Here is a 26,611-nt window from a genome sequence, read left to right as displayed (position 1 = left end):
TGGGCATAAACTGGCGCCAATGGACGACCTTGCACGGGCCTTCGTGTCTTTCTTCGCGATCATCGACCCCGTCGGCAACGTGCTCGTCTTCCACCTGTTCACCCGCACCCTCAGCCAACGCGACAGACTCCTGACGGCGGCGGTAGCGGTCGGGGCGGCCTTCGTGATGCTGACGGCGTTCAGCCTCGGCGGTCACGAGGGATTGGACCTCCTCGGGATTTCCCAGGACGGCTTCAAGGTCGCGGCAGGACTGCTCTTGCTGCCGTCCGCCTACCGGCTTGTGATGGAAGGCCAGCCGGCGGAAGGGGACGGGACGCCTTCGCACCCGCTGGACCTGGCGCTGGTGCCGCTGGCCACGCCTCTTATCGCCGGGCCCGGCGCCCTGGCGGCGACGATCTCGTTTTCGGACACGCTCGGGCAGGATGTGACAGTCGGGGCCTTCAGCCTGGTGCTCGCGCTGTCGTTCGCGGCCTTCGCGGCGGCGGGAGCACTGTTCCAGCTCCTTGGCGCGCCGTTCCTGCGCCTTCTGGCGCGCCTGGTGGGCATCGTCCTTTTCGCCATCGCGGTGGACTTCGTCCTGGACGGCGCGCGGGCCTTTTTCGAGGGAGGCGCCCTTACGGGGACCTGACGCAGGCCTGCCCGAAACGCCGCCGACGGCCGCCGGACCTCCCCGAAGGGAGCCTGCAGAGGTCGGGGCAGGCGCCTGGCCGCCTCGTCCCGGTGCGCGGGTGGCGTGCCGCTGGGCCGCGCGGGCCTGCCTAGCGGATTAGCTCCGCCAGGCGTTCAACCCGCGGCTCGACCGCCTCTCGCGGAGCCGGCGGTAGTCCGAAGATCACGCGCTCAACCCCGGCGTCCTCGTAGCGCCGGACGGTGTCGCGGTCGGGCGTGGCGCCGAAGACGCTGATCGAGATAGTGTCCGGGTCGCGGCCGGCGACCTGCGCGCGGCGGCGCAACTCTGCCGCCTTCTCGATCAGGCGGTCGGCGCCTGACCGGCCGCGCTGGATCGGCATCCAGCCGTCGCAGAACTCGATCACGCGGTCAAAGGTGGTCGCCCCGTCGCCGCCCATGAGGACGGGAGGGTGTGGCTTCTGCGCGGGCTTCGGGTAGGACCAGATGGGGTCGAAGTCTACGTAGCGGCCGTGGAACTCGGCTTCGTCCTGCGTCCAGATGGCCTTCATCGCCAGGACGCGCTCGCGCAGAATGCGCCAGCGCAGCCTGAAGTCCGTGCCGTGGTTCTCCATCTCCTCCGCATTCCACCCGCCGCCGATGCCGAAGAGGAAGCGGCCGCCGGAGAGGAAGTCGAGGCTGGCCACTTCCTTGGCGGTGGTAATCGGGTCGCGTTCGATGACCAGGCAGATGCCGGTCCCGACCATGAGGCGCGTCGTGGCCATCGCCGCGGCGGTCAGGGCCACGAAGGGGTCGTAAGTGTGCCAGTACTCCTGGGGAAGGTCGGTACCGCCCGGGTAGGGCGTGCGGCGGCTGGCCGGGATGTGGGTGTGCTCTGGGAAGAAGAGCGACTCGAAGCCATGCGACTCCAGGAGCGCGGCGAGCTCGCCCGGCGGGATTGCGTAGTCGGTCGGAAACATCATGGCGCCGTACTTCATAGCTTCCTCCGGTTTCGTGAGCAGAGATTATCGGCTCCTTTCATGAGTGCCCAGCCCGGGGAGGCTGGCGTTGTCGCGGAGAAGGGTGACTGTGGCGGCGGCTAAGCTATACTCTCCGCAGCCCTGCCGCCCGCACGCCACCGCAGCGAGACCCGAGGACTGCAAGATGAAATTCCACTTCTTCAACCTCATGCCCTGGCCGTATCTGCCCGACGACTTCCGCGAGAAGCATCGCAGCGTCTGGGTGGACGTCGACTCGCGGCTTTACGACCCCGTCCGCGGCCACAAGGTCTACAACGACTACCTTGACCTGCTCGAGCAGGCAGCGGAGATGGGCTACGACGGTGTCGGGGTGAACGAGCACCACCAGAACGCCTACGGCATGATGCCCTCTCCGGCGCTGATGGCGGCGACCCTGGCGCGGCGCACTCAAGACGTCACGATACTGCTCCTCGGCCAGTCCATCGCGCTCTACAACCCGCCGACGCGCGTAGCCGAGGAGATGGCCATGCTCGACGTCATCTCCGGCGGCCGCCTCGTATCGGGTTTCCCAGTCGGGACGTCGATGGACGACAACTATGCGTTCGGCGCGAATCCGGCGACGTTGCGGGAGAAGTATCAGGAAGCGCACGACCTGATCCTGCGGGCTTGGGCCGACCCGGACGTCTTCGCCTGGAACGGCAAGCACTACAAGCTGCGCTACGTCAACACGTGGCCGAAGCCGATCCAGAAGCCGCACCCACCGATCTGGATCCCCGGCGGCGGTTCGATTGAGACCTGGGATTTCTGCGCGGAGAGGGGTTACAACTACAGCTACCTCAGCTTCAGCGGCTATCTGCGCGGGCAACAGCTCATGGAGGGCTTCTGGCAGCGCGTGGAGGCCCTGGGCAAGGACTTCAACCCCTATCAGGGGGCCTTCGCCCAGCAGATCGTCGTCGCCGATTCGGACGCCGAGGCCCAGGAACTGTACGAGTCGCACGTGCGCTATTTCTTCGAGCGCTGCCTGCACGTCTACCCGGGTTTCGCGGACGCGCCGGGCTATCGCACGGAGGCCACGATCCGCGCCGGCTTCCAGGCCCAGGTCGGCGGCGGACCGGGCGCCAGCGGCTCGGCGGTGGCGCTGAAGCTCTCGTGGCGGGAGCTCATCGACCAGGGCTTCATCATCGCCGGCAGCCCGGACTCCGTTTCGGAGCAAATGGAGAACCTGGCGAAGCGCCTGAAGGTCGGGCACATCGTCGCCTTGATGCACATCGGCGACATGCCCGTGGACAAGTGCGCCTACAGCTCGGAGCTTTTCGCGCGCAAGGTCATCCCGAACCTCCGCAGCATCTGGAAGGGCTACGAAGACCACTGGTCTCCGAAGCCACTGCCGAAAGAGAAGATGGTCGCGCCGCGCGAATTCCGCGCACGCGAGACGGCGGAGGCATGACGGGAATTTCGCCGGATTGCCACTGATTTCGCCGCTTACTGTCTGGCCTATTTCATGAAACTAGCGGCTTCATTTACGGAGCCTGGAGCTGAAGCCCGCAGGGGCGGTGTGCCGGGGGTTATCGATGGCTGAAATGCAGACGATCACGCTGGCGCCTTCCGGCCTGGAAGCGCGCTACTACAGGGCAGGCAGGGGTGAGCCCCTGCTCTTCCTGCACCATCTCGCCGGGCTCGCGGGCTGGCAGCCATCGCTGGAGGCCCTGAGCCGCGAGTTCGATGTCATCGCGCCCTACCAGCCCGGTTGGGGCCCGGCAAAGGACGACCTCTCGAGCGTCGACAACGGGCTGGACCTGGTGCTGTTCAACCTGGACCTGCTGGACGCGTTGGGCATCGAGTCTGCCCACGTGGCCGGCATCGGCGTTGGCGCCTGGATCGCTGCGGAGCTCGCGGCCCTGGCGCCGCAGCGCGTGCGGCGGCTGGCTCTGGTGAACCCGCTCGGCCTGTGGCGGGAGGAGGCGCCGGGGGAGGACCCCTTCGCCCAGCCGCCCGGCCGGGGTTCCGCGGTGCTGTTCGCGGACCCGGCGCGGCGCGAGGAGCTCCTGGTGGCCGGGCGCAACCGGATCGATGTCTTCGTGGAGGAGCAACTGAACCTCCGCGCCGGCGCCAAGTTCCTTTGGCCCATCCCGGACACGGGCATCGAGCGCCGCCTGCGGCGCATCAAGGCGCCGACGCTCATCGTCGTCGGCGGGCTGGACCGCGTCGTGCCGCGCTACTACGGCGATCTCTGGCGCTCGGCCATTGCCGGCTCGAGGCTCCTGGAGGTGCCCGATGCCGGGCACGTCTTCGACCTGGAGCAGCCGGAGGAGTTCGCCCGGACGGTAACGGCGTTCCTGTCAGCCTGACGCCCGCCAGGGTACGCTAGCCTCCGCGTCATCCTCCTGCCGTCCGACCAGACAATTCCTACCTGCCGTTCGGCAGTCAAGGGCCGCGCCTGATGGCCCTTCGAAAGCGCCGGCGCCGGCCTTAGGCTCTGGTGAAGAGAGCGGAGGAGGAGGCGCTTATGACCCTGCCTACCCAGAAACTTCGCGACGAGCACGCCCATCTCCTGCCCGAGATCGAGAAGCTGAGGACCGTTGCTGACGAAATCGACACGGCACCGCCAGACGAGCTACGGGATGCCCTGGAGGACGCCTACCTCTTCCTGGAGAACCATCTCATCCCCCATGCCCGCGCCGAAGACCGCGTGCTTTATCCGGCCGTCGCGCGCGCCCTCGGGTCCGAGCACGCCACAGACACCATGACGCGTGACCACGTCGAGGTGGGCACGCTGGCGAACGAGCTCGGCGTCCTCAGGGCCGGACTCGCGGACGGCGAAGAGCCGCCCAGGAACGTACGGACCGAGGCCCGGAGGGTGCTGTACGGCCTCTACGCCCTGGTGAAGGCGCACTTCGCCAAGGAGGAGGAACTCTACCTGCCGCTGCTCGACCGCACGATGACGGCCGCCGAGTTCGACCGGCTGTACGAGGCTATGGAGGCGGTCGGGCGAAACTCGAGGTTCCAGGTCGCCTGACGGCTCAGGCCGGCCCGAAGGCCCAGCGGCTGCGCAGCAGGGCCGCGCAGAAGAGCACGGCGAGCGAGAGCACCAGAGTCAGCGCGGAGAGCAGGGCCGAGGCGCGGCGGGCCCGCGGCAGGCCGGGGGCCGAGTCCGGCGAGTGCGCCGCCAGCTCCTGGAGACGGAGCAAGCGTGGCCCGACGACCAGCGAGTGCAGCGCCGTCAGCACCGTGACTATGCCAAAGAGGGCGAGCTTGACGGCGAGGATATAGCCGTAGCGGAACTCGAACATGCGGCCGGGCGCATAGCGGTCGATGTTGTCGATCCCGGTCAGCAAGAGGAGCGCCAGAGAAGCGGCGCCAAGCCAGCCGAAACGCACGCTGATGCGCGCCAGGAAGCGGGCGCGCGTGCCGGTGTCGAGAGCGCCGAGGCCGGGCACGACCACCAGGAACATCATCAGCTGGGGCCCGACCCAGGCGGCGGCCGCGATCAGATGGAGCCAGTAAGGCAGGGCTTCGAGCATCGCGCTGGACTTTATGCTACCTGTAGCGCGGCACTCGACTTAGGGCCGAGCGGCCCTACTGGGGCTCGGTTTGCGCTGCCTAAGCTAGAGTGGGATGTCTCGCGCCGGGGGCCCCAGACCTGACCTCCCCCAGGAAGAGGAGGCCGTCTACCGCCGTATCCGATTGGTTACGGTGGCACTGCCGGCCGTCTCGATCTTCCTCCTCCTCGCCTTCACCGACCTCGTCCTGGTCAAGAAGTTGTCCAGCGTGCCAGCGCTGCTCATCGCGACCGGGATCGCCATTGCCGGCGTAAGTCTCTTCTCGAGCCTGGTCTTCTCGGCCCTCGAGCCGCTGCGGCGCCGGCTCCTGGCCCAGAACGAGGAGCTGCGCGTGTCCGGAGAGCGCCTCCAGGCCGTCTACGAGGCCGGCGTGAAGATCACTTCGGACCTCTCGCTTGCGGCCGTGCTTCACGACGTGGTGGAGGCTAGCCGCCGGGTCGCGGGCGCGCGGTACGGCGCCCTAGCCGTCCTGGACGAGAGCGGCACCATCGTGGACTTCGTGACCTCTGGCGTAAGCGAGGAGGAGAGGGCACGGATGGGCCACATCCCGCGCGGACGCGGGCTTATCGGCCATGTGCTCTCTACAGGAATGCCCTACCGGACGGCGGACATCGCCTCGGACCCGCACGCAGTGGGCTTCCCGCCAGGGCACCCTCGTATGCACTCCTTCCTTGGCGTGCCGCTGCTCTACAAGGGCCGCGTGGTCGGCAACCTTTACCTGACAGACAAAGAGGACGGCGCCTTCACCGAGCAAGACGAGCGCGCCATCCAGGCGTTCGCGACGCAGGCGGCGGTCGCCATCCAGAACGCGCGCCTCTATGAGCAGGTACAGGACATGGCCGTCCTCCGCGAGCGCGAGCGGATCGGGATGGACCTGCACGACGGCACCATCCAGCAGCTGTACGGCCTGGGCCTGAAGCTGGAGGACTGCATCGGCAGGGTACAGTCGGAGCCGGAGGAGGTCCGGGAAGAGCTGGACGAGGCCATCGAGCGCATCAACGCCATCATCCGCGACATCCGGAGCTACATATTCGACCTCCGTCCCCTGCGGCTCCAGGGTTCCGACCTGGTGACCGCGCTCGGCGAGTTGGTGATGGAGACGCGCGTCAACACGCTCATGACGGTAGACCTCAGGGTCAACGATGAGCACATCGCCGACAGCCTGACCGAAGAACAGGCGTCGCAATTGTTCGCCATCGCGCACGAGGCGCTGGCAAACGTCCGCAAACACGCGCAGGCGCGCACGGTCACGGTGTCCCTCTCTCGCGAAGGAGGCCGGCTCTCCCTGCAGGTCGCGGACGACGGCCGTGGCATGCAGGACCGGGAGCACGCGACGGGACGCGGCCTTGGTAACATGGCTGACCGCGCGGAGGCCCTCGGCGGCTCTTTCACGCTCGAATCGGCGCCCGGAAAGGGCACGGCGGTCACGGTCGAAGTGCCGCTGCGGCGCCAGGCCTGACCCCGGGCCGGACTGGCCGGGACCGTAACGCGCTCGCAATCGCGGCGGCGCCATACTCATTGACAGCCTCTGGCGCCGGTGATAACCTCCGCGCATCCGCACAATCGTGCGAATTTCGGGGGTGGCTTACTTCTTCGGGAGGCGGACCGATGCCCGTTAGCGAGAAAGTGCTCGAGGAGCTGCGCAAGGAGCCGGATGTCCAGTTAGACCTGTCCTGGCTGAACCCGCCGACGGAGCAGGGCATGTATGCCCGGCCCGGCCGGCGCGGCCTGACGCTGGAAGACGTCGAAAAGGGCTCCTACGGCGAGATCCCCGCGGAGACCAACAACTGGAACATGCGTCTGCGGGGCGCGGCGCCCCTGCCCAACGCGCGCAGGATCGGAGTGCGCTGGAACGAGATGTCCCAGTCCTGGGCGGAGTCCGTGATGCTCCTCTACGAAGAGGCCCAGGCCAGGCAGTGGTCCTCCGCCACCGACATCCCCTGGGAAGAGTTGACCGAACTGGACGATGACGTCGAGCTGGCGATGTGCCAGCTCTGCACTTTCCTCAACCAGGTCGAGTTCATCGCCGGCGATGTGCCCGGGCGATGGCTCAAGAACATCAGCAACGACCATTACGAGACGAAGCTCTTCCTTGCCTCCCAGATCATGGACGAGGCCCGGCACCTGGACGTCTTCCGCAAGCGGGCGCTGGCCAACGGCGCCGGCCTGCTCCAGGGCTCCGGCGGCGCGATCGGCATCCTCTACGACGCCGACATGGTCGAGATGACCACGACGTTGCACATAGGCGGCGAGGGGGCGGTGCAGAGCGTGTTCCGCATGGGCGAGCTCATCGCCAACAACGAGGCCGAGAAACGCATCTTTCGCCTCGCCGCCCAGGACGAGAGCCGGCATGTGGCCTTCGGCGTCATGCATGTCAAGCATCTCCTGGAGACGCAACCCTGGCGCCACGACGAGATCCGCGGTTACCTCGAAGGCCGCAACGCCAACCAGGGCAACGGCGGGATCGCCATCGGAGGCACGAACTCCGAGGCGCTGGCGATCCTGTTCGCCAAAGGCCGCAAGAACATCGACGAGGGCTACATGATGCTGCTGGCGGCGCGGCAGAAGCAGTTCCGGGAGCTGACGCAGCGCCTGCGCGTCTGTGGCCTTGCCGACCTGGCTGATGACATGGAGAAGCGCCGTGCCGCCTTCCTCGCCGGCGACCCTCTAGACGCCTAGGCAAGCGTCGAGGGCATGCGGGACCGGCACGGTGCCGCCGCCCTCCGTCGACCGGCGTTGCGGTGTAGGTGTAGGGGCGCAGCAATGCTGCGCCCGGGCGCCCCGGACGATCACCACATGACATTGACCAGACGACGTAACTCTCTCCGCCTGCGCGGATACGACTACCGGACACCAGGCGCATACTTCGTGACCATCTGCACGGAAGGTCGCCGCCCGGTCCTTCTTGGTGCTCAGGTCCACGGAACCGTGGAGGCATGCTGGGCTGCAATCCCGAGCCACTTTCCTCATGTGCAACTCGACGCCTTCGTCGTCATGCCAAACCACATCCATGGCATCCTTCACCTCCTTGACCACGGGCCGGATGGGACCCCGATTCCGGGCCGGGTGCTTCCGGGTTCGCTCTCGGCGGTCGTCCGTTCGTTCAAGGCCGCATCTGCAAGGCAGCTTCGCGCGCAAGCCAGCCTTTCCATGTCGATCTGGCAGCGACACTACTACGACCGCATTGTCACGGATCATCGCGATCTCGACCTCGTTCGCGAGTACATTGCGAATAACCCGGCCAACTGGCGCTACGATCCGGAGAATCCCGAAAGGGACGAGAGTGCGGAATACCTGAAGGCGTGGTCCTGGGTTGAGAGGCCCCAGGGCGCAGCAGTGCTGCGCCCCTACGTCGGGCAGCGGGAGCGCAAAAGGAGACGGCGAGCCCTGATCGAGCGATGGGTGCCTGGACGTGAAGAAAAGTGAGTATATTGGGAGGTCATCTGGCAGCCAGCACTGCGGCGTCGGCGCGGGCCTGGCGTCGCTGTGTAGGGGCGCGGCAATGCTGCGCCCGGGGAAGTCTGCCGCGATTCGATAGCGCACGCATGAAGGTTCGGCGTCTGTCCATCGCCGTGCGACTCAGGTCAGCAGAGTTTACAGGCAGTGAGGGAGGAGCGCGATGACCCAGGCTGAGACGAAAACAGAGGTGGAAGTCCCGGAGTCGTTGGCGCGGGCGGCGGCGGAGCATGGCTGGCCGCTCGACATCGTGAAGGAAGGCCTGGCGCTCGGCGTCAATGCCGGCTTCATCGAGCGCTCCATCCGTTCGGGCATCGGGCCGGAGGCGGCGCACGAGCGCTTCACGAACTACCGCCTGCTCGGCGGCATCCCGGCCCTCGATATGTCCTGGGCGAAGGTGCCGACGGACCGCTTGCCGCGCCTCAAGCCCGGAACGAAGGGCCTGCGGCTCGCCGATGTCGAGGTGGGCGCCTACGGCTTCGTCCCCGACCGCTGGCCCATCGAGACCGACCTGCCCCGCGGCGCCTATCCGCCGCCACAGACCGGTATCCTCGCCAGCTACACCATCTATGACAAGGCCGAGGTCTGGGCGGAGTCCTGCCGCGAATTGTACGAGGACGCGATCGCCGAGCGCTGGACGTCCGCGAACGACATCTCCTGGTCGACCATGGAGCCGCTGCCCGACCACATCGAGCAGTCGATCTGCCAGCTCATGACTCACTGGGCGGAGGACGCGCTCATCGGCTGCGAGGTCATCGCCGGCTGGCTGGAGCGCATCAGCTACGGTTTCCATGAGGTCAAGCTCTACCTCGGGACGCAGGTCTTCGATTACGCCCGTCACGCCGAGACGTTCCGCAAGCGGGCGCTTGCGAACGGCGGGGGCCTGGGCTACCAGGCGCCCGGGGCCATGCACCGGGCGATCTTCTCCGCGATGAAGTTCACGGAGATGATCACCTACATCACGGTCCGCTCCAGCTTCTTCCTCAGCCTGCTCGAGCGCGCTGGCCTGTCCCTTGCCCGCAACGAAGCCGAGCGCAAGATGTATGCCTACGTTGCTCAAGACGTCAGGCGGCACATCCGCTACGGGCTCGACCACCTGAAGTGGTACCTGCAGACGCAGCACCAGAAGCGCTCCACGGTGATGACGTGGTTGCTCCGCGGCGAGCTCCAGCTTGCGTCGGACATCCGCAATGGTACGCCTCAAAACGAGGCCCTCATCCTCCTGCTGGACGACTCGCCGGCCGCGGGCAAGCGTAAGCTGGACGAGCTGCGCCGGAAGCAGGTGGAGGACTACTGCGAGCGTCTCCGCGAGGCCACGATCACCCGCACGCCGGAGGAAATCGCGCCGGGACTGCGCCGGGTCCTGGGCCTGGACATGCCGGCAAGGGCTTAGCGGGACGGGCCGCGGCCGGTCATCGGGCTGCCGGTTGCCGCCACGAGGACGTCGTCGACATCGTGCCCGTCGTCGGCATCTTCTACCGGTCCGGGCTGGCTAGAAGGGGCACTGGGCGAAGAACGAACCCGTCTGACTTGGCCCCCAGCCAAATACCGAGAAGGTGTTCACCCTGAAGTAGTGGACGGTGTTGGCCAGGATGCCCGGCCAGACCAGCCCCTGGGCGTTCGGCACCATCGGACCCGCGCCCAGGAAGGTGCCAGGCGCGAAGCCGTTGTTGAACAGGCTGAGGTCCAGGAACTGGAAGAAGCCCGGCGACGAGGCCGGCGCCCAGCGGAAGGTGACGCTGGCGCGGCCGGCGCCCGTGCACGTGTACTGGATGTTCAGGAGTCTCTGCGTGCCGCAGGGAGTGAAGCGGCCGAACGCTGACTGGACCCAGTCGCCGTTCAGCCCCAGGCCCGTCACGCGCCAGTGATGCGCGACGCCCGGCTGAATGCCGCTCCAGGTGTACTGGGTCGTGCCAGGCGGCAGGACGACGGTGATGTAGGTCCCGTCCGCGAAGGTGTTGTCAAACAGGCTCAGGTCCAGGTAGACCGTGGAAACGTTGGTCGGACCGGTCCAGGTGAACGTAACGTTCGCCGATGCCGGGTTGAGCACGGTCCCGCCAACACACTGGCTGGTGGGGAATCCCAGCTCCGGGCCCCCGGGGGGCGCGACAGGCGTCGAAGTGGGCGTCGCGCTGGGCGTCGCGGTGGGTACCGTCGCTGTGACCGTGGGCGTGTTCGTGCTGACCGGCGTATCGGTGCTAAGCGGCGTGTTGGTAGGTGTGCTCGTCTGAAGCACAGCGACCGCCGCCCTCTCGGCGCCGGGCCGGAGGGCGACGACCGCAGCGATGGCTGTGAAAGCGGCGACCAGTCCGAAGAGGCGACGCATTGCCCGACCTCCTGTGCAAGACATTTCGCACACGCAGGATACGCCAGGATTGCTATCAATCCAATGTTGCCGGACTAACGAACATCTAACGTAGGCGTCACAGCCGCCGAAATTGAGGTCGCGGCCCGCCTGCCCGAACTCTGCCAGCGCCGGTACAATGAATGGTTGATGGCTACTCAGAAAGCTGATTACTACGAGACCCTCGGCGTGCCGCGTAACGCAAGCGCGGACGAGATCAAGCGCGCGTTCCGCCGGCTGGCCATGCAGTACCACCCGGACCGCAACGCGGAAGAGGGCGCGGCAGAGCGCTTCAAGGAAATCAACGAGGCTTACGAAGTCCTGTCGGACAGCGAGAAGCGGGCCGCATACGACCGGTTCGGCCATGCTGGCGTAAACGGCGGTTTCGGGGCCCGCGGCTTCGAGGGCTTCGGGCCCTTTGGCGGCTTCGGCGACATATTCGATGCCTTCTTCGGCGCGACCCAGACGCGGCGGCGCACGCCGCGCCGCGGCGCCGACATCCAGGTGCGGCTGGACCTTACGTTCGAGGAGGCGGCGTTCGGCACCACCAAGCAGGTGACGATAAACCGGACGGAGCTGTGCTCCCGCTGCAACGGCTTGCGCGCTGAACCGGGGACGGAACCACAGCGCTGCCCGACGTGCGATGGCTCCGGCGAAGTGCGCCGCGTCCAGCGCAGCGTCTTCGGCCAGTTCATCAACGTCACCTCCTGCGACCGCTGCCGCGGAGACGGCCTCATTATCCCGACGCCCTGCACGAACTGCCGCGGCTCCGGCAGGGAGCGCGTCTCGCGGACCATCGAGGTCAAGGTACCCGCTGGGGTGGACACAGGGTCGCAGATCAGGCTGACGAACGAGGGCGAACTCGGCTCCTACGGCGGCCCCAGGGGCAACGCCTACGTGGTGCTCAACGTCGAGCCGCACCCGGTGTTCGAGCGAGTCGAGGACGATGTCGTAGTAGCCCTCAATGTCAACTTCGCGCAGGCGGCGCTGGGTGACGAAATCGAAATCCCGACCCTGGACGGCACGCACAAGATCAAGCTGGAGCCCGGTACCCAGAGCGGTGAGGTCATTCGCCTGCGGGGCAAGGGCATTCCTCACCTCCGCGGCGGCGGCCGCGGCGACCTGCTGGTGCACGTACAGGTCAACACGCCGAAGAAGCTGACACCCCAGCAGAAAGACCTACTGCGCAAGCTCGCCGCGACGCTGGACGGCGGGGCGCCGAGCGAGCCGAAGGGCATCCTGAGCAAGGTAAAGGACGCCCTGGGCTAGGTCCCGCGCGTCAGGTGACGCAAGCCGCCCACCTCTTCACGACTTCTAGAGATCTGCACCTGGCAGTTGCGTCTGGTTTCGGTCTCGCCGCCGGGGGCCAGCAGCCTTATTGACAGGGGAGCGGCGCCCGCCAATAGTGAGCGGACGACTCGTATGGCCGGAGAGCGCGCCGGAGAGAAGCCGCCGCAGAAGGCGGTCGAGATCATCCTCACCAGGCAACTGGCGAGCTATCTCGCCATGCCTGTGTTCCTCGTCGACCCGGGCGGGAACCTCCTCTACTACAACGAGCCGGCCGAGGCCGTGCTCGGCCACCGCTATGAGGAGCACGGCGAACTCACGGCCGAGGAGTGGTCGACGATCTGGGAACAGACCGACGACGAGGGCAAACCCCTGCCCCCGGAAGAACTCCCGCTGATGATCGCGCTGACCAAGCGCCAGCCAGCCCACCGCCACATGAACATCACAGGCCTCGACGGCGTCAAGCGGCGCATCGAGGTCACTGCCTTCCCGATCGAAGGCCAGGGCGGCCGCCACCTGGGCGCGGTGGCGCTTCTGTGGGAGAGCAAACCATGAAGGCCACGCTCTGGGGCACCCGGGGCTCGCTCGCGGCGCCGGGGCCGGAGACCGTTGGCTACGGAGGCAACACGGCATGCGTCGAGGTGCGTTCGCGGGGAGGCGCGACCCTGGTCCTCGATGCGGGGACGGGCATACGGCGCCTCGGTCTGGCGCTGGCCTCGGAAGAGGGACGCATCGACATCCTGCTGTCGCATCTTCACGTCGATCACATCCAGGGCCTCGGGTTCTTCGCGCCCCTGTTTCAGCCCGGCCGGGTGATCCACATTTGGGGTCCGCCATCGACGACGATGAACCTGCGGATGCGCCTGGGGCGATACTTGTCCCCGCCCCTCTTCCCCGTCCCGCTGCGCGAGCTGCCTTCGGACATCACCCTGCACGACGTACCGCTCCAGCCTTTCGAGATCGAAGGCCTGCGGGTGTGCGCCGACCTGGTCTGCCACCCCGGGTCGAGTGTCGGCTACCGCATCGAGGAGGCTGGCAAGGCGCTCACGTACATCCCGGACCATGAGCCGGCGCTCGGCGCCCGCGTCTTTCCGGGCCGGCCGGACTGGATCTCAGGCTACGCCCTGGCGCTCGGCGCCGACCTCCTCATCCACGATGCCCAGTACACGGACGAAGAGTACCTGGCGCGCATCGGCTGGGGGCATAGCTCCATGACCCAGGCCATCCAGTTCGCGATCGCGGCCGAGGTCAGGCGCCTGGTCGGCTTTCACCATGACCCCGACCACTCGGATGACATGCTGGACCGCCTGTGCGCGGACCTGGTGCGCCAGGAGCTCCCATTCGACTTCAAGCCGGGCTGGGAAGGGGCGACCTATGAGGTCTGAGCCGAGTCGAAAGCCCGGGCCGCCCTGATGCTGCTTTCCCGCCGTCAGGCTTCGAAACGCCAGCTGCGCCAAGGGAACTCGAAGGTCGAGGGCAACTCTAGCCCTTTTTCTTGCTCGCCATCTCCTCGAGCTTCTTCTCGCTCATCCCGGTCTTTGTCTTCTTGCCGGCTCGCTTGCGCGCGAGCTCCGCGCCCATGAACTTGCGCTGCTTCTCTGTCTTCGCGGGCATATCTTCCTCCTTGTCCCCGAGTTCGACATTAGGACGAAGGGGCATGACCGGCGCATAAGGGCGAGCGCGCGGCGCGTAGCAGGAACCCTAATCCCGGCTTGCGCGTAGGGCATCGGGACGGCAAGACTCTGCTCGTGACCTCAGGCAGCCTCGGCTTTCGTCCGCTGCCGCTCCCTGGCGGCGTCCCTGGACGCCTCTACCTCTCGTCCATGCCGGGCCGCTACCGCCCATTCGAGCAGGACATTGCGGAGGCGGAGTACCTGGGCGTGACAACCGTGCTCTGCCTGAACCCTCGCGACGAGATCGAGCACAAGTCGCCGCACTACCACCAGGCCCTGAACGACGGCTCCCACGCCTGGCGGGTGATCGAGCATCCGATCGAAGACTTCCGGGCCCCGGCGCGAGGAGATGGGTTTGCGAGCCTGATCGACGAGGTTGTGGCCGAGCTGCAGGCCGGCGCCTCGCTGATGCTGCACTGCGCCGGCGGCATCGGCCGCACCGGCACCGTGAGCTCGTGCATCCTCATTGCCCTCGGAATGGGGGCCGAGGAGGCCCTGGCGGAAGTACGCCGCGCCCGGGCCTGGCCTGAGAACCGGGCGCAACTCGAGTTCGTGCACTGGTTCGCCGAGGAGATCGCGCGCCGTAAGGAAGCTCCCGCGCTGCGCATCGCGCACGCTGACCTGCTCTCCGAGGTCGCGCAGGCCCTCATACGGGAGCTGGACGCGGAGCTCCTGAGCCGCTATCCCGAGCCTGGAGCGACCCACTTCCGGCTGGACCCGGACGAGGTAGGCCCGGGGAGGGGAGCATTCCTGCTCGCTTACGCCGGCGAGCGGCCCGTCGGGTGCGGCGCCGTGCGCCTGATTTCCGAGACGGAGGCGGAGCTCAAGCGCATGTACACGGTCCGGGAAGCGCGCGGGCGCGGCGTCGCGAAGGCGGTTGTGGCCGCGCTCGAGACGGAGGCCCGCCGGCTTGGCGCGAGGCGCCTGGTGCTGGAGACGGGCGTGCGGCAGCCGGAGGCGATACGGGTGTACGAGAGCGCTGGCTTCCGCCGCATCGAGCCCTTCGGCGAGTACGTTGACTCGCCGCTCAGCGTCTGCATGGCAAAGGACTTGGCCTGAAGCGGACGGCTCACCGCTTCGGCGGCGAGGAGGCGAGCCAGCGGTAGCCTGCCCCGAGCACGAGCGCGAACCCGGCGAGCGCCACCACGAAGATCAGAGCCGGGCTGATTTCGTCCAGGTCGCTCCCGGCCTGCAGGACACCGTAGAGCAGGGTGGCAAAGCCGCCGGCGATGAAGCCCAGGCTCAGGGCGTCAAAGCTTGCCCATAGCGCCGCGCCGCCCGCGATTGCGGCGATGGCTACGGCGGCGCTCGCCAGGAAGACGTTGCGGCGGTACTCGCGCCGGCGGTCCTCGTAGCGCTCGACGGCGCGTTGGAAGTCACGCTGCTCCTGCTCGTAACGCACAAGCTCGTCCGGGACCGGCGTGACGATGGCAGGGGGCGCCTGGGGGCCGGTGGTGGCCGGAGGCGGGACGACAGGCGGTCTGCCAATCGGCGGCGTAGGGTACTGGGGTGGCTGAGGGGCGGCGGCGATGGCGCGCGTCCCGAAGGCGACAAGGAGTACCAGCAAGGCCGCCACTGCGGCCGCATAGGCCAGCTTGATGGGAATGGTCACGAGAGCAGTGTGGGCCGCGGTCTGGCCGGCTGGCAATCCCGCCCCGCTCCTTGCGCGAGGGTGAATTCTGGAAGCCGTCACTGTGGTTATTCGCAGCCCTCGGCTATAATTCCGGAACCGAAGTCAGTCCCCGCGTTCGGCTGACGGTCGCAAAGCTGGTCCGTAGGTCAGGAGGAGCGCATGGCAGAGGGCGAGAAGGCATTCAACGGCAAGATCCTCAACGTTTACCTCTCGCAGGGGCGGACCGAGGTCGAGCACATTCCGGAGAACCTCTATCGCGAGTACCTGGGCGGCTACGGTCTGGGCGCACGGTTGCTCTTCGACCGCATTCCGGCCGGCGCCGACCCGCTGGGTCCGGAGAACGTCCTCGGCCTCATGCCGGGTCTGCTCACGGGCACGCCCCTGTTCGGCATCCGCTATCAGGCTGTGGCGAAGTCGCCCAAGAACAACGGCTGGGGCGACGCCAACGCCGGCGGCGACTTTGGTCCCTTCCTCAAGCTGGCAGGCTGGGACGGCGTCCTCTTCTACGGACGGTCGGAGACACCCGTTTACTTGCTGATCCAGGACGACCAGGTCGAGATCCGCGACGCCTCAGACCTCTGGGGCATGCTCGCGATCGACTGTGAGGACAAGCTGAAGGAGCGCCACGGCAAGAAAGCCAGCGTTGCCTGCATCGGGCCGGCCGGCGAGCACCTCTCGCTCATGGCCGGGATCTGCAACGAGCGCGGGCGCCTCGCGGCGCGCAGCGGTCTCGGCGCGGTGATGGGGTCGAAGAAGGTCAAGGCCGTCGTAGTGCTGGCGTCCAGGTCGATCATCGCGGGCGACAAGGACAAGTTCCAGATGGTGCGGACCTCCCTGGACGAGTTCCGGGCGCCGCTGGCGAACTTCTTCCGCAGCTACGGTACGACGGGCATCACCAACACTTCTGCCTTCTCCGGCGACTCGCCAGTGAAGAACTGGGGCGGGGCCGGCATCACAGACTTCCCGGCCGCCCAGGCGCTCACGGGCGACAACTTCAACGCCAGGATGAAGAAGAAGTACGCTTGCTGGCACTGCCCGCTGGCGTGTGGTGCCGAGAGCTTCGCCTCGGAGAACCCAAAGTACCCGTATCCGGAGAACACCCACCGGCCGGAGTACGAGACGGCGGCTGCCTTCGGCACCATGACCCTGAACGGCGACCTGGAGTCGCTGATCTACGTCAACCACCTCTGCAACCAGTACGGCGTCGACACGATCGCCGCCGGGGCGACGGTGGCGTTCGCCATGGAGTGCTACGAGAACGGGCTCATCACGAAGGAGGACACGGACGGCATCGACCTGCGCTGGGGCAACACCGATGCAGTCATCGAGCTCCTGCACAAGATGGGCCGGCGTGAGGGCGTGGGCGAGCTGTTCGCCGACGGCGTCGCGAAAGCGTCCGAAAAGATCGGCCCTGCCTCGAAGCGCTTCGCCATCGCCATCGCCGGCGAAGAGCTGCCGATGCACGACCCCAAGCTGAACCCCGAGTACTACACGACATACAAGCTCGACCCGACACCGGCGCGCCACACGCAGTACGAGGGCAGCGCCAGGCCGGAGTGGGGCATTGCGCCCCGCAATCGGGACAAGGCGGTCGCCGAGGGCCGCGGCCAGCACCACAAGGGCGCATCCGAGTTCATGCACGTCGTGAACGCGGCCGGCATGTGCCAGTTCATCATGTCCGCGGCGCCGAACAACCGCATCCCCCAGTGGATCAACATGACCACCGGCTGGGACACGACCAACGAAGAGATACTCAAGGCGGGCGAGCGCATCGCCAACCTCCGCATGGCCTTTGCCGTGCGCGAAGGCGACATCGTGACCAAGCGTCACGTCCCGGGCCGGGTCTGGGGCGGCGACGGTGAGGCGCTCAGGGCCGGCCCCCACGCCGACTTCACGCTGGACGTGAAGACGCTTGAGCAGGAGTACCTGCAGGCGGCAGGCTGGGACCTTGAGACCGCGAAACCCTCCCGCGCCAAACTCGAAGAACTCGGCCTGCGGGACGTCGCGGATGCGATAGCCGCGGTGTAGCGGCCTCCAGCGGCCTGCGCGGGCCGCGCTCATGCCAGGGGTACCTCGTCGACCAGGGCGACGAGGTGTTGCTGGACGCCACGCCGCGGCATGGCGCGCGGTAGATCGCGTACGGGTGCGTGTTTGCGCCTGGTGCGGGGACAGTCTTAGCTGGCCCGCGCTCCAGCCCTGATGGGCGGCCGGCCCTCTCGCATCTGACCGCCCTTGCCGCCCCGGCGCACCATGATGATCTCCGCCAGGATGGACACCGCGATCTCCTCGGGGGTCTCTGCGCCGATGTCGAGGCCGATGGGCGTGTAGACCCGCTCGAGGTCGGCGACCGGGTAGCCCTCCTCGGCCAGATGGCGCAGGACCGTCGAGACTCTTCGCTTGCTCCCGATCATGCCGACATAGGCGGCGCCCCGGCCGACAACCTCGCGTAGGGCTAGCTCATCGACCTTGTGGCCGCGGCTCACGAGCACGACGTAGGTGTTCGAGGAGATGGGAAAGGCCCGGAGGTGCGCGGCAACGTCTCCGGCCATCACGCGGTCCGCCATCGGGAAGCGCTCGGCGTTGGCGTACATCTCGCGGTCGTCCACTACTGCGACGGAGAAGCCGAGGTGGGCGCCCATCGTCGCCAGGGAGAGCCCGATGTGCCCGCCGCCGACGATGAGGAGCGTGGCCGGAGCCTCGGTGACCTCGATCATCACCTCATACGCGTCCGCGCCGCCTCTGGCTTCGAGGCGGTGAATGCGCCCGCCTTCGGGCCTGTAGTAGAAGGACTGGGTCGCGATGCGCGGGAAGGCGGTCAGTGCGGCACGCGCGTCCTCGATGACGGCCTCCTGCAGCCCGCGGGGGAAGTGGCCCAGCGTAGAGCCGTCCTGGCGGACCAGCAGCTTGTCCCCGGCCCCTGGCCGCGCGTCCTCCGGCGCCGCGATGATGGTCGCGACAGCAACGGGGTTCCCTTCGCGCGCGGCGCGCAAGACCTCGACGGCGATAAGGGCATTCGCGCCGCCGCGCTCAGACATCGAGCGGGAACTCCTGGAGGATGCGCTCGTACTCGGGCTCGAGGTCGACGTCCAGCGAGTGGATCATCCGCACGACGAGGTTGTAGTAGGCGATGGTCAGGAAGAGGTCGACGATATGCTCGTCCGACAGATGCTGCTTCAACCCCTCGAAAGCCTCATCTGAGACCCGCAACTCGTCTGTCATCTCCCTTGCCGCGCGCAGCACCAGGCGCTCGAGCTGCGGCAGGGCCGAGCCGCCGCCCTGGGTCTCCATCACCAGGCCGCGGATGTCTTCGTCAGAGACGCCGAAGTCATCGCGGCCCAGCTTGATGTGGTGCGTCCACTCGTATGCGGCGTCGGTCAGGTAGCCGACCTGCAGGATCGCCAGCTCGCGCAGGCGCGGGTCGAGCGTGGAGCCGTTCCGGATCCAACCGCCGAGTCGGGAGAAGTTCCGGAAACCCTCCGGACTGTGCACGAGGAGGCGGAAGAGGTTCGCCGGGCGCTGCAGGAGGCGCTTGTTCTCGTCGGAGAGGTCTTCCTGGTTGAGGTAGGGCAGTCTTGCCATGCCGTCATTCTGTCAGGAGAGGCGCCGTGCGACTAGTCGGGCGCCACCGGACGGGGAGGGGATGAGGCGGGCGCGGCGCCGGAGCCTTGCTGAAGACTACACGTTGAACAGCACGTTGATCACGTCACCGTCCTGGACCTCGTAGGTCTTGCCTTCGAGGCGGAGGCGGCCGCGCTTCCTGGCCTCTGCGTGAGAGCCCGCCTCCAGGAGCTCCTGCCAGCCGATGACCTCGGCGCGGATGAAGCCGCGCTCGATGTCGCTGTGGATGCGGCCAGCGGCCTTGACGGCGGTCGTGCCGGCGGGGACTGACCAGGCGTGAGCGTCCTTCTCACCTGCGGTGAAGAAGGTGACAAGGCCCAGGAGGGATACCGCCGCGCGCAGCACGCGGGCCGCGGCGGGCTCCCCCGGTAGTCCAAGCTCCTTGCGGAACTCCGCGGCCTCCTCCGGCCCAAGCTCCGCGACGTCGGCCTCCGCCTTCGCCGCCAGCGCTATCACGGCAGCGTTCTGGCCCGCGGCGTCCGCGTACTCGCCCTCGATCTCGCCCGCCCGGCCGGCATCGGCCTCGTCGATGTTGAGGACGATGAGCATGGGCTTGAGCGTGAGCAGGTTGAAGCCGCCGAGCAGGCTCCGCTCCTCCGCCGTGACACCGGCAGACCGGAGCGGCTTCTCGGCCTCCAGTGCCGCCTTCAGGCGCTGGAGCAGGGCCATCTCGCGCTCCTGGGCGCCGCGCGCTCCCGCGGGGAGCGAGCGCATCTCAGTCGTGAGGCGGTCGATCCGGCGCTCCACGATGCCCAGATCGGCCAGGACGAGCTCGAGGTCCATGGCGGCGATGTCGCGCGCCGGGTCGACGGACCCGAGGGGATGAGGGACCGCGGCGTCGCCGTGGGCGCGGACGACATGCACGAGGAGGTCGTTGGTCGATAGGGCGCCGAGGAGCTGAGGCGGCGGGCCCTTCTTGCCCACGGAGAAAGAGGGGAAGTCGAAGATACGCATCTCCAGATAAGTGGTCTTCTTCGCCTGGACGAGGGCCGCGAGCTTGTCGAGGCGCTCGTCCGGCACCTTCACGACGGCGACGGCGGGCTCGTTCGGCGAGCCGCCGTGGGGCAGGTGCCCGGCCGCGAGCGCCTTCAGGAGCGTCGTCTTGCCGGACGAGGCGAGACCAATGAGGGCGAGGTCCATCTCCGGTACAGATTAGCGACGGCAGCCGCCGTGGGAACAGGGCCGCACGCCGGGGGAGGAGGCGTGTCGCGGCCTCAACGGAGGGGCTACGCCTGGAGCACCTGGACACGCCCGTAGGCGCAGAGGTCGAGCAGCGGACACTCCCCACACTTCGGGCGCGACCGGCAGGTCTCCTTGCAGTGCACGACGATGGCGGCGTGGTAGCGCTGGTAGAGGCGCACCTCCGCCGGCAGCCGTTCCGCTAGCCAGCGTGCCCAGACGTCGTAGCCGTCGCGCTCCGGGCCGACGCCGAGCCGGCGCATGAGGCGCTGGGTGTAGGCGTCATGTACCTTCGCCAGCTGCTTCGACGCGTAGAGGACGATCACGTCCGCGGTCTCCGGCCCGATGCCATGCGTCCCCAGCAGCGCTGCGCGGAGGCGGTCAGCCGGCAGCGCCAGGAGCCGCTCCAGCGACCCGTAGCCGGCCGCGAGGGCCAAGAACGCCTTGAGGCGCCGCGCCTTGGTCGCCGGCATGCCGGCGGGCCGGACGAGAGGGGCGAGATCGTCCTCCGGGAGGGCGAGCAGGCTCTCCGGCCTAAAGACGCCGGCGGCGCGCATCCCTTCGATGGCCTTCTCGACGTTCGACCAGGCCGTGTGCTGGACCAGGATCGCCCCAACGCAGATATCGAAGGCCGGCGTGTCTTCACGCCAGTGCCAACGGTCAAGGTCATATCGGGCCTCCAGGCGCTCGAAGACCTCCGCGAGGAGGCTGGCCTCATCTTTCCGGGCCTCCGGGCGCCCACGGGAGAAAGCCCGGGGCCTAACCGGCCGGGCGGGGCTCACCGCTGCATCGCCTGCTGCGCCCATGCCGGTAGCGTTGCGCCGGGGATGGAATCATACGGCGGCAGGTAAGGCTTGATGTCGAGGACGGGCGTCCCGTTGAGGGCGTCCAGCCCGCGCACGCGGAGGACGTTTTTTCGCCTCCAGACCACGGGCACGGCGCTGACGCCGACAGCGTTCGGCCGGACCGCGATGCGGGTCGCGAAAAGGCCAATTTCGCCGGCATTTTCGCCGGCGAGCGGCAGGGTCAGCAGGCGACGATCATCGTCGGATACCGTGTGCATATGGAACACCACGATGACGTGTGAGAAGCCCTCGATACCTTCTAGGGCCGGCGCTAAATCTTCGCGCAGGAAGATGTCGGAGCGGATATCCTCCCAGCCCGCGGTCCTGTACTCGGAGACACGGTTACGGACAACGCCAATCGCCCGGTAGGAGATCGGGTCCCTCGGAATAAGGGGACGGCCAAGAGGGAGGAAATTGCGGAGCTTTTGCAGAAGGCCCACGTTGAGAATATAGCAGCGAGAAGCCGGATGTTTCCGCAGAGAGATCGGCCGGCAACGCTGCAGGCGTTTTCGTCTGCGAAGGCATGCGTATACGCTGAACATCAATTTGTGCTAGAATGCAGTGTGCCCCTGGCATCTCCCCTTGACCTTCCCTGGCTAACAGGGAGCGAACACCGACCAGGACGAGGTTAAGAAGATAGCCTCCCCGCCGGGAAGGCCATCCCAAACTATGGCAGCAGAACGGAAACCCGCCACCGAGCTCGAATATACCGCGCGCGATATTCAGGTCCTCGAAGGACTGGAAGCGGTGCGGCGCCGCCCCGGCATGTATATCGGCGGCACCGACCAGCGCGGCCTGCATCACCTGGTCACGGAGATCGTCGACAACAGCATCGACGAGGCTATGGCCGGACGCTGCGACCGCATCTGGGTACATATCTCGAAAGATGGCTGGGTCACCGTCCGCGACAACGGCCTGGGCATCCCCGTCGACACGCATGCCCGCACGGGGAAGTCCGCGCTCGAGACCGTGATGACGGTGCTGCACGCCGGCGGCAAGTTCGGCGGCGAGGCCTACAAGGTCTCCACCGGCCTGCACGGAGTCGGCGCCTCCGTGGTCAACGCTCTCTCGCGCGAGCTGTGGGTGGAAGTGCGCCGGGGCGGGAAGATTTATCGCCAGACCTATGCCCGCGGCATCCCCACCAGTGAGGTGAGGGAGGTCAAGGAGTCGCTATACCGGGGCCAGGACACGGGCGGGCTGGCCGAGTCCGGGACGACGACTTCCTTCATACCGGACGACCAGATCTTTCAGGACGTCACCTTCGACTCCGCGCTCCTGCTGCAGCGCTTCCGCGAGGCAGCCTACCTGAACAAGGGCATCTGGCTTTCCTTCTACGACGAGCGCGATGACACCGAGGTCACCTTCCACTTCGAGGGCGGGATCCAGAGCCTGGTCCGCCATCTGAACAAGGACCGCGAAGTCCTGTTCCCGCGGCCGATCTACATCGAGAAGGAAATCAACGGCACCGTCATCGAGTGCGCGATGCAGTACAACTCCTCGTTCAACGAGGCGACATTCAGCTTCGCGAACGGGGTCAGCACCATCGACGGCGGCAGCCACCTGACTGGCTTCCGCAGCGCTCTCACCCGTGTGCTGAACGACTATGCCCGCAAGAACAAGCTCCTCAAGGACGACGACCCGAACCTGACGGGTGAGGACGTGCGCGAGGGGCTGGTCGCCGTGATCAGCGTGAAGCTCCTGGAGCCGCAGTTCGAGGGTCAGACGAAGACACGTCTCGGCAACCCTGAGGTCAAGGGCCAGACGGAGACGGCCGTCGCCGACGGCCTGTCGCAGTACCTGGAGGAGCACCCGTCGGACGCGCGGCGGATCATCGAGAAGTGCATCACCGCCGCGCGGGCGCGCGAGGCGGCCCGCAAGGCCCGCGACCTGGTCATCCGCAAGGGCCTGCTGGATGGCACCCTGCTACCAGGCAAGCTGTCAGACTGCTCCGACCGCGACCCCGAGAACTGCGAAATGTTCATCGTAGAGGGGCCGTCCGCCGGAGGCTCGGCCAAGAGCGGGCGCGACCGCCGCTTCCAGGCCATCCTGCCCATCCAGGGCAAGATCCTCAATGTCGAGCGGGCACGGCTCGACCGCGTGTTCGGCCACGCCGAGATCGCGGCGATCATCAAGGCTCTGGGTACCGGCATCGACGAGGACTTCGACATCTCGAAGCTGCGCTACCACCGCATCATCCTCATGACGGACGCGGACGTGGACGGCGCCCACATCCGGACGCTGCTGCTGACGCTCTTCTATCGTCACATGCAGCCGCTGATCCACGAAGGCCACCTCTATATCGCCCAGCCGCCGCTGTACAAGATGCAGGTCGGGCGGGCCACGCGCTACGTATACAGCGACCGTGAGCGCGACGAACTGATCCAAAAGGAGAAGGCCAAGGTCGCGACGCGCTTCAAGGGCCTGGGCGAGATGAACTCGGAGCAACTCTGGGAAACGACGATGGACCCGCAGCGCCGCATCCTCCTGCGCGTCGGCATCGAGGACGCCATGGAAGCAGACCGGCTCTTCAGCCACCTCATGGGCGACGACGTGGCGCCGCGCAAGGCGTTCATCCAGGCCCACGCTGCCCAAGTGCGCAACCTGGACATCTAGCGGCTAGCCGGCCTCTCGCCTAGTCAGCCTGTCAGCCAGAACGCTCGCGGCAGCCGTTTCGGCCGGCCGCGAAGTCCGCTCCTCCCACCCAGCGGCTCCGGCCGCGTATGCGCGGGCGGCGAGGTTCTTCAGACACGCGAGGCGTGCTCTGCGCTCCGCGCGCTCGAATCAGACACCCTGTGACACGGCGCGTAGCATCCAGGCGGTGGGCCGTCCGCCGTGCCCGCGAACGCGCGGGCTCATGTCGAGTCGTCGCCTGCTACTCACCAGGGTTGGCCGGCGGAGCCCGTGACCTCGCGTCTGTCCGTCAGGTTGACGGCTCGTGGGCAGGCACGAAATCGCCGGCGCGCCTCGGAGCGTGTTTGCTGCCCCAGGCGTACATGGCCCTGACGACCGCGCCGAAGTCGCGTCCCTTTTCGGTGAGGCGATACTCGGCCCGGGGTGGGTGGTCGCTGTAGAAGACGCGCTCGACCATGCCGGCAGCTTCGAGGCGCTTGAGGCGGTCGGACAGCAGGTTTGGCGAAATGCCACGCAGCGAGGCCTGGAGGTCCGTGTAGCGCGTGGCGCCGCGCAGGAGGTCCCGGATCACGAGGATCATCCAGCGGTCACCGAGGACGTCCAGGGTCCGGGCGACGGGGCAGTAGTCCTGAGAGGCATAGCGCCTGGGCATTCTTGCTACAAGATTAGGTAGCTACTTGACATTCCGTCAATGACTGAGGGTATAGTGAACGCTACTCCCTATACGATTCTGTAGGCACTCCGGAGGTGCGGCATGGCGGCACGATCGCCCGAACGGGAGGACCTCATCGACAAGCTGCGGTCTCATCATGCCGAGCTGGTTGCGGTCGTAAGGCGGCGGGCGGAGAGTGAGCTCGCGTCGCCTCCGGCCGCGGGCGAGTGGACAGCCCTCCAGCAACTGGAGCACCACCTGCTCGTCGAAGACGTCTGGGCGAAGGCGGCGACGCGCGCCGCCTTCGAAGACGAGCCGGACCTGGCCGAATTGTGGGCCACGTACCGCCGGGTGGAGGAGCAAAACCCGTTCCCGCCGCCCTTGGAGACGAGGACGCTGGAAGCACTGTTGCAGGCTATCGAGGCGAGACACAGCGAGACGCTGGCCCTCGTCGAGAGCATTCCGGAGCCCGCATTGGAGCGGCGTGGGCGCAATACGGGCTTCGGCAACCTCACGGTGCTGCAGATGCTCAGGGCGGTCTACCGCCACACCCGCATGCACATCGACCAGATCGAAGGGCGCGAGCCGTCCTTCCAGCCCCGCCGCGTGTCTTAGGACCTTGGCCTCGTTGCCTGCCGTTCGGCCCTCCCCCTCCCGCTGGCTCACGCTGGCTGCTTCGTGCCTTGGGCTGGGCATGCTCATGGTCAACACCTTCGTGGTCAACGTGGCGTTGCCGGCGATGGCGAGGGACCTGAACGTCGACCTTGGGACCGCGCAGTGGATCGTTTCCGGGTTCGTGCTCACGCTCGGCGTCGTGCCTGTCGCCGGCGGGCGGCTCGCCGACATTCTCGGGCGGCGCGAGGTGTACATGGCCGGGCTGGCGCTCTTCGTTGCCAGCTCCATTGCCTGTGCCCTGGCCACGGACGTCTACGTCCTCATCGCGTTCCGAGTGGTCCAGGGCGTGGGCGCAGCCATCATGCAGCCTGCGACCCTGTCGATCGTGACGAACGCCTTTCCCGCCGAGGAGCGCGGGCTCGCGGTGGGTATCTGGGGCGGCGTCTCGGGCCTGGGCCTCGTCCTCGGGCCCGTCCTGGGCGGCCTGCTGGTGCACGGCGACAACTGGCGCCTGGTGTTCCTGGTCAACGTCCCCGTGGGGCTAGCGGCGCTGGTCATGGCTTTCCGCTACGTGCCGCGATCGCGCGATGGAGGCGCGTCGCGGGCCATCGACTGGCCTGGTGTTGGATTGCTTTCGGGCGGCCTGCTGCTCGCAATGCTCGGCATTACCCGTGGCAACGCGGACGGGTGGACGTCGGCTACAGTGCTGGGCTGCCTGGTTGGCGCGGCAGCGGTTCTCTGGGCCTTCGCCATCGTGGAAAGCCGGACGAGGGCGCCGCTCGTGGACCTCTCGCTGTTCCGGAGCCGGACATTCGTCATGGCCTGCGTGAGCGCATTCCTGTTCTCGGCCTGCGTCTTCGGGTCCCAGCCGTACACCAGCCTCTTCATGCAGAACTTCTGGGGCATGACGCCGCTGGAAGCAGGGTTTGGCTTCCTGCCCTCCACGGCGCTGGTTGCGCTCCTGATGCCCGCCGGGGGCGTCGTGGGACAGAAGCTTGGCCACCACCTGAGGTTGCTGGTAATGGCTGGCTCCATATCGGTGGCTTCTTCGTTTCTTTACCTGCTCACGCTTGGCGTCGAGAGCCGTTACCTCGATGGCTTCCTGTTGCCGTTCCTGTTCCGGGGCGCAGGCATCGGGCTTGTGATGACGACGACATCTCTGGCCGTGGTCAGCGCCGTACCGCTGGCGAAGTCAGGCCTGGCGTCCGGGACGCTTACGATGGCGCGCAACGTCGGCACGGCGGCCGGCGTCGCCCTCCTTGGCGCCATTTACCTTGCGCGGGTCGAGACGGGGTCAGAAGGCCGCTTCGCCGAAATGGGAGGGCCCCCTGCAGGCGTGGTGGCAGCGGCCGGCAGGTTCGTGGCCGCGGGAACGGGGGACGTCCAGGCTCGCGCCGCCGGCCTGATCGTGGACGGCTATGTTGTCCTGGCGATGGCCTGCGCCGTCCTGGCCGGCATAGCGACCCTGACCGCCGGCTTCATCCGGCATGCACGTCTGCCCCAGAAGGCAGCCGGTCGTGCGACGGCCACGG

27 protein-coding genes are annotated in these 26,611 nt (G+C 67.3%); 16 read left to right on the top strand and 11 right to left on the bottom strand.

Going from position 1 to position 26,611, the window contains the following annotated elements:
- The first annotated feature begins 19 nt into the window (after positions 1-19).
- On the top strand, positions 20-628 hold the full coding sequence (locus tag VNN10_04840) for a MarC family protein (protein ID HXH21335.1): 609 nt from the start codon (positions 20-22) through the stop codon (positions 626-628).
- A 130-nt stretch (positions 629-758) separates the two neighbouring features.
- Here VNN10_04840 and VNN10_04835 read toward each other — a convergent pair whose 3' ends face one another.
- A complete protein-coding gene (locus VNN10_04835; protein HXH21334.1) occupies positions 759-1,604 on the bottom strand; it encodes an LLM class F420-dependent oxidoreductase in 846 nt (281 codons plus the stop codon).
- A gap of 166 nt (positions 1,605-1,770) precedes the next feature.
- Here VNN10_04835 and VNN10_04830 point away from each other — a divergent pair, with 166 nt between their 5' ends.
- The 3 genes from VNN10_04830 to VNN10_04820 all read left to right on the top strand — a co-directional run bounded on the left by VNN10_04830 (position 1,771) and on the right by VNN10_04820 (position 4,602).
- Entirely contained in the window at positions 1,771-3,033 is a 1,263-nt protein-coding gene (locus VNN10_04830; GenBank protein ID HXH21333.1) for an LLM class flavin-dependent oxidoreductase, read from the top strand.
- Positions 3,034-3,157: 124 nt separating this feature from the next.
- Positions 3,158-3,934, top strand: a complete 777-nt coding sequence (locus VNN10_04825; protein ID HXH21332.1) for an alpha/beta hydrolase — start codon at positions 3,158-3,160, stop codon at positions 3,932-3,934.
- A 158-nt stretch (positions 3,935-4,092) separates the two neighbouring features.
- The gene (locus tag VNN10_04820; protein HXH21331.1) at positions 4,093-4,602 is read left to right on the top strand and encodes a hemerythrin domain-containing protein; all 510 of its coding nucleotides are present in this window, start codon (positions 4,093-4,095) and stop codon (positions 4,600-4,602) included.
- A 4-nt stretch (positions 4,603-4,606) separates the two neighbouring features.
- Here the strand turns inward: VNN10_04820 and VNN10_04815 are convergent, their stop codons facing one another.
- Complete coding sequence (locus VNN10_04815) at positions 4,607-5,107, bottom strand: DUF4149 domain-containing protein (protein HXH21330.1); 501 nt, start codon at positions 5,105-5,107, stop codon at positions 4,607-4,609.
- A gap of 172 nt (positions 5,108-5,279) precedes the next feature.
- On the opposite strand from VNN10_04815, the gene VNN10_04810 reads away from it, so the two are divergent.
- From VNN10_04810 to VNN10_04795, 4 genes are all read left to right on the top strand, one after another.
- On the top strand, positions 5,280-6,605 hold the full coding sequence (locus VNN10_04810) for a GAF domain-containing sensor histidine kinase (GenBank protein ID HXH21329.1): 1,326 nt from the start codon (positions 5,280-5,282) through the stop codon (positions 6,603-6,605).
- Positions 6,606-6,754: 149 nt separating this feature from the next.
- Positions 6,755-7,825: a ferritin-like domain-containing protein gene (locus VNN10_04805; GenBank protein HXH21328.1), complete on the top strand. Its 1,071-nt coding sequence runs from the start codon at positions 6,755-6,757 to the stop codon at positions 7,823-7,825.
- A 15-nt stretch (positions 7,826-7,840) separates the two neighbouring features.
- Complete coding sequence (locus tag VNN10_04800) at positions 7,841-8,572, top strand: transposase (GenBank protein HXH21327.1); 732 nt, start codon at positions 7,841-7,843, stop codon at positions 8,570-8,572.
- A 193-nt stretch (positions 8,573-8,765) separates the two neighbouring features.
- Positions 8,766-9,995, top strand: coding sequence for a hypothetical protein (locus VNN10_04795; GenBank protein HXH21326.1), 1,230 nt, complete (start codon positions 8,766-8,768; stop codon positions 9,993-9,995).
- Positions 9,996-10,094: 99 nt separating this feature from the next.
- Here the strand turns inward: VNN10_04795 and VNN10_04790 are convergent, their stop codons facing one another.
- Entirely contained in the window at positions 10,095-10,928 is an 834-nt protein-coding gene (locus VNN10_04790; protein ID HXH21325.1) for a hypothetical protein, read from the bottom strand.
- A gap of 168 nt (positions 10,929-11,096) precedes the next feature.
- Between VNN10_04790 and dnaJ the strand changes: the two genes are divergently transcribed.
- The 3 genes from dnaJ to VNN10_04775 all read left to right on the top strand — a co-directional run bounded on the left by dnaJ (position 11,097) and on the right by VNN10_04775 (position 13,618).
- The gene (gene dnaJ, locus VNN10_04785) at positions 11,097-12,215 is read left to right on the top strand and encodes a molecular chaperone DnaJ (protein HXH21324.1); all 1,119 of its coding nucleotides are present in this window, start codon (positions 11,097-11,099) and stop codon (positions 12,213-12,215) included.
- Positions 12,216-12,368: 153 nt separating this feature from the next.
- Entirely contained in the window at positions 12,369-12,788 is a 420-nt protein-coding gene (locus tag VNN10_04780; GenBank protein ID HXH21323.1) for a hypothetical protein, read from the top strand.
- Positions 12,785-13,618: an MBL fold metallo-hydrolase gene (locus VNN10_04775; protein HXH21322.1), complete on the top strand. Its 834-nt coding sequence runs from the start codon at positions 12,785-12,787 to the stop codon at positions 13,616-13,618. Before VNN10_04780 ends, VNN10_04775 begins: the two co-directional genes overlap by 4 nt.
- A 97-nt stretch (positions 13,619-13,715) precedes the next feature.
- On the opposite strand, the gene VNN10_04770 is transcribed toward VNN10_04775, so the two are convergent.
- Positions 13,716-13,847: a DUF3008 domain-containing protein gene (locus tag VNN10_04770; protein HXH21321.1), complete on the bottom strand. Its 132-nt coding sequence runs from the start codon at positions 13,845-13,847 to the stop codon at positions 13,716-13,718.
- 98 nt (positions 13,848-13,945) lie between these two features.
- Here VNN10_04770 and VNN10_04765 point away from each other — a divergent pair, with 98 nt between their 5' ends.
- The gene (locus tag VNN10_04765; GenBank protein ID HXH21320.1) at positions 13,946-14,965 is read left to right on the top strand and encodes a GNAT family N-acetyltransferase; all 1,020 of its coding nucleotides are present in this window, start codon (positions 13,946-13,948) and stop codon (positions 14,963-14,965) included.
- A gap of 10 nt (positions 14,966-14,975) precedes the next feature.
- On the opposite strand, the gene VNN10_04760 is transcribed toward VNN10_04765, so the two are convergent.
- Positions 14,976-15,518 (bottom strand): hypothetical protein, encoded by a 543-nt coding sequence (locus tag VNN10_04760; GenBank protein HXH21319.1) that lies wholly within the window; start codon positions 15,516-15,518, stop codon positions 14,976-14,978.
- A gap of 180 nt (positions 15,519-15,698) precedes the next feature.
- On the opposite strand from VNN10_04760, the gene VNN10_04755 reads away from it, so the two are divergent.
- On the top strand, positions 15,699-17,567 hold the full coding sequence (locus tag VNN10_04755; GenBank protein HXH21318.1) for an aldehyde ferredoxin oxidoreductase family protein: 1,869 nt from the start codon (positions 15,699-15,701) through the stop codon (positions 17,565-17,567).
- A gap of 146 nt (positions 17,568-17,713) precedes the next feature.
- On the opposite strand, the gene VNN10_04750 is transcribed toward VNN10_04755, so the two are convergent.
- The 5 genes from VNN10_04750 to tsaA all read right to left on the bottom strand — a co-directional run bounded on the left by VNN10_04750 (position 17,714) and on the right by tsaA (position 21,621).
- Positions 17,714-18,574 (bottom strand): XdhC/CoxI family protein, encoded by an 861-nt coding sequence (locus VNN10_04750; GenBank protein ID HXH21317.1) that lies wholly within the window; start codon positions 18,572-18,574, stop codon positions 17,714-17,716.
- Complete coding sequence (locus VNN10_04745; GenBank protein ID HXH21316.1) at positions 18,567-19,118, bottom strand: carboxymuconolactone decarboxylase family protein; 552 nt, start codon at positions 19,116-19,118, stop codon at positions 18,567-18,569. Before VNN10_04745 ends, VNN10_04750 begins: the two co-directional genes overlap by 8 nt.
- Before the next feature lie 96 nt (positions 19,119-19,214).
- On the bottom strand, positions 19,215-20,297 hold the full coding sequence (locus VNN10_04740) for a DUF933 domain-containing protein (protein ID HXH21315.1): 1,083 nt from the start codon (positions 20,295-20,297) through the stop codon (positions 19,215-19,217).
- A gap of 86 nt (positions 20,298-20,383) precedes the next feature.
- The gene (locus tag VNN10_04735; GenBank protein HXH21314.1) at positions 20,384-21,142 is read right to left on the bottom strand and encodes a hypothetical protein; all 759 of its coding nucleotides are present in this window, start codon (positions 21,140-21,142) and stop codon (positions 20,384-20,386) included.
- Entirely contained in the window at positions 21,115-21,621 is a 507-nt protein-coding gene (gene tsaA, locus VNN10_04730; GenBank protein HXH21313.1) for a tRNA (N6-threonylcarbamoyladenosine(37)-N6)-methyltransferase TrmO, read from the bottom strand. The genes VNN10_04735 and tsaA overlap by 28 nt, the downstream gene beginning before the upstream one ends.
- A gap of 229 nt (positions 21,622-21,850) precedes the next feature.
- Between tsaA and gyrB the strand changes: the two genes are divergently transcribed.
- Complete coding sequence (gene gyrB / locus VNN10_04725; GenBank protein ID HXH21312.1) at positions 21,851-23,794, top strand: DNA topoisomerase (ATP-hydrolyzing) subunit B; 1,944 nt, start codon at positions 21,851-21,853, stop codon at positions 23,792-23,794.
- A gap of 307 nt (positions 23,795-24,101) precedes the next feature.
- Here the strand turns inward: gyrB and VNN10_04720 are convergent, their stop codons facing one another.
- Positions 24,102-24,464, bottom strand: a complete 363-nt coding sequence (locus tag VNN10_04720) for a helix-turn-helix domain-containing protein (GenBank protein ID HXH21311.1) — start codon at positions 24,462-24,464, stop codon at positions 24,102-24,104.
- A 102-nt stretch (positions 24,465-24,566) separates the two neighbouring features.
- Here VNN10_04720 and VNN10_04715 point away from each other — a divergent pair, with 102 nt between their 5' ends.
- The gene (locus VNN10_04715) at positions 24,567-25,079 is read left to right on the top strand and encodes a DinB family protein (protein HXH21310.1); all 513 of its coding nucleotides are present in this window, start codon (positions 24,567-24,569) and stop codon (positions 25,077-25,079) included.
- Positions 25,080-25,158: 79 nt separating this feature from the next.
- A partial coding sequence (locus VNN10_04710; protein ID HXH21309.1) for a DHA2 family efflux MFS transporter permease subunit occupies positions 25,159-26,611 on the top strand: 1,453 nt, incomplete at its 3' end.

Source organism: Dehalococcoidia bacterium (assembly GCA_035574915.1).
Lineage (GTDB): Bacteria > Chloroflexota > Dehalococcoidia > DSTF01 > WHTK01 > DATLYJ01.
The sequence above is the reverse complement of the archived record's forward strand: the minus strand, read 5'-3'. Positions and strand labels throughout refer to the sequence as shown.

What these genes read in the sequence shown, in the direction of transcription:
- VNN10_04750 (HXH21317.1), bottom strand. Translation starts at nt 18,574, where the DNA reads ATGTCTGAGCGCGGCGGCGCGAATGCCCTTATCGCCGTCGAGGTCTTG.
- VNN10_04830 (HXH21333.1), top strand. Translation starts at nt 1,771, where the DNA reads ATGAAATTCCACTTCTTCAACCTCATGCCCTGGCCGTATCTGCCCGAC.
- VNN10_04780 (HXH21323.1), top strand. Translation starts at nt 12,369, where the DNA reads ATGGCCGGAGAGCGCGCCGGAGAGAAGCCGCCGCAGAAGGCGGTCGAG.
- VNN10_04790 (HXH21325.1), bottom strand. Translation starts at nt 10,928, where the DNA reads ATGCGTCGCCTCTTCGGACTGGTCGCCGCTTTCACAGCCATCGCTGCG.
- gyrB (HXH21312.1), top strand. Translation starts at nt 21,851, where the DNA reads ATGGCAGCAGAACGGAAACCCGCCACCGAGCTCGAATATACCGCGCGC.
- VNN10_04740 (HXH21315.1), bottom strand. Translation starts at nt 20,297, where the DNA reads ATGGACCTCGCCCTCATTGGTCTCGCCTCGTCCGGCAAGACGACGCTC.
- VNN10_04775 (HXH21322.1), top strand. Translation starts at nt 12,785, where the DNA reads ATGAAGGCCACGCTCTGGGGCACCCGGGGCTCGCTCGCGGCGCCGGGG.
- VNN10_04805 (HXH21328.1), top strand. Translation starts at nt 6,755, where the DNA reads ATGCCCGTTAGCGAGAAAGTGCTCGAGGAGCTGCGCAAGGAGCCGGAT.
- VNN10_04815 (HXH21330.1), bottom strand. Translation starts at nt 5,107, where the DNA reads ATGCTCGAAGCCCTGCCTTACTGGCTCCATCTGATCGCGGCCGCCGCC.
- VNN10_04840 (HXH21335.1), top strand. Translation starts at nt 20, where the DNA reads ATGGACGACCTTGCACGGGCCTTCGTGTCTTTCTTCGCGATCATCGAC.
- VNN10_04770 (HXH21321.1), bottom strand. Translation starts at nt 13,847, where the DNA reads ATGCCCGCGAAGACAGAGAAGCAGCGCAAGTTCATGGGCGCGGAGCTC.
- VNN10_04800 (HXH21327.1), top strand. Translation starts at nt 7,841, where the DNA reads ATGCGGGACCGGCACGGTGCCGCCGCCCTCCGTCGACCGGCGTTGCGG.
- VNN10_04735 (HXH21314.1), bottom strand. Translation starts at nt 21,142, where the DNA reads ATGGGCGCAGCAGGCGATGCAGCGGTGAGCCCCGCCCGGCCGGTTAGG.
- VNN10_04745 (HXH21316.1), bottom strand. Translation starts at nt 19,118, where the DNA reads ATGGCAAGACTGCCCTACCTCAACCAGGAAGACCTCTCCGACGAGAAC.
- VNN10_04825 (HXH21332.1), top strand. Translation starts at nt 3,158, where the DNA reads ATGGCTGAAATGCAGACGATCACGCTGGCGCCTTCCGGCCTGGAAGCG.
- VNN10_04835 (HXH21334.1), bottom strand. Translation starts at nt 1,604, where the DNA reads ATGAAGTACGGCGCCATGATGTTTCCGACCGACTACGCAATCCCGCCG.
- VNN10_04795 (HXH21326.1), top strand. Translation starts at nt 8,766, where the DNA reads ATGACCCAGGCTGAGACGAAAACAGAGGTGGAAGTCCCGGAGTCGTTG.
- VNN10_04720 (HXH21311.1), bottom strand. Translation starts at nt 24,464, where the DNA reads ATGCCCAGGCGCTATGCCTCTCAGGACTACTGCCCCGTCGCCCGGACC.
- VNN10_04820 (HXH21331.1), top strand. Translation starts at nt 4,093, where the DNA reads ATGACCCTGCCTACCCAGAAACTTCGCGACGAGCACGCCCATCTCCTG.
- VNN10_04715 (HXH21310.1), top strand. Translation starts at nt 24,567, where the DNA reads ATGGCGGCACGATCGCCCGAACGGGAGGACCTCATCGACAAGCTGCGG.
- VNN10_04755 (HXH21318.1), top strand. Translation starts at nt 15,699, where the DNA reads ATGGCAGAGGGCGAGAAGGCATTCAACGGCAAGATCCTCAACGTTTAC.
- dnaJ (HXH21324.1), top strand. Translation starts at nt 11,097, where the DNA reads ATGGCTACTCAGAAAGCTGATTACTACGAGACCCTCGGCGTGCCGCGT.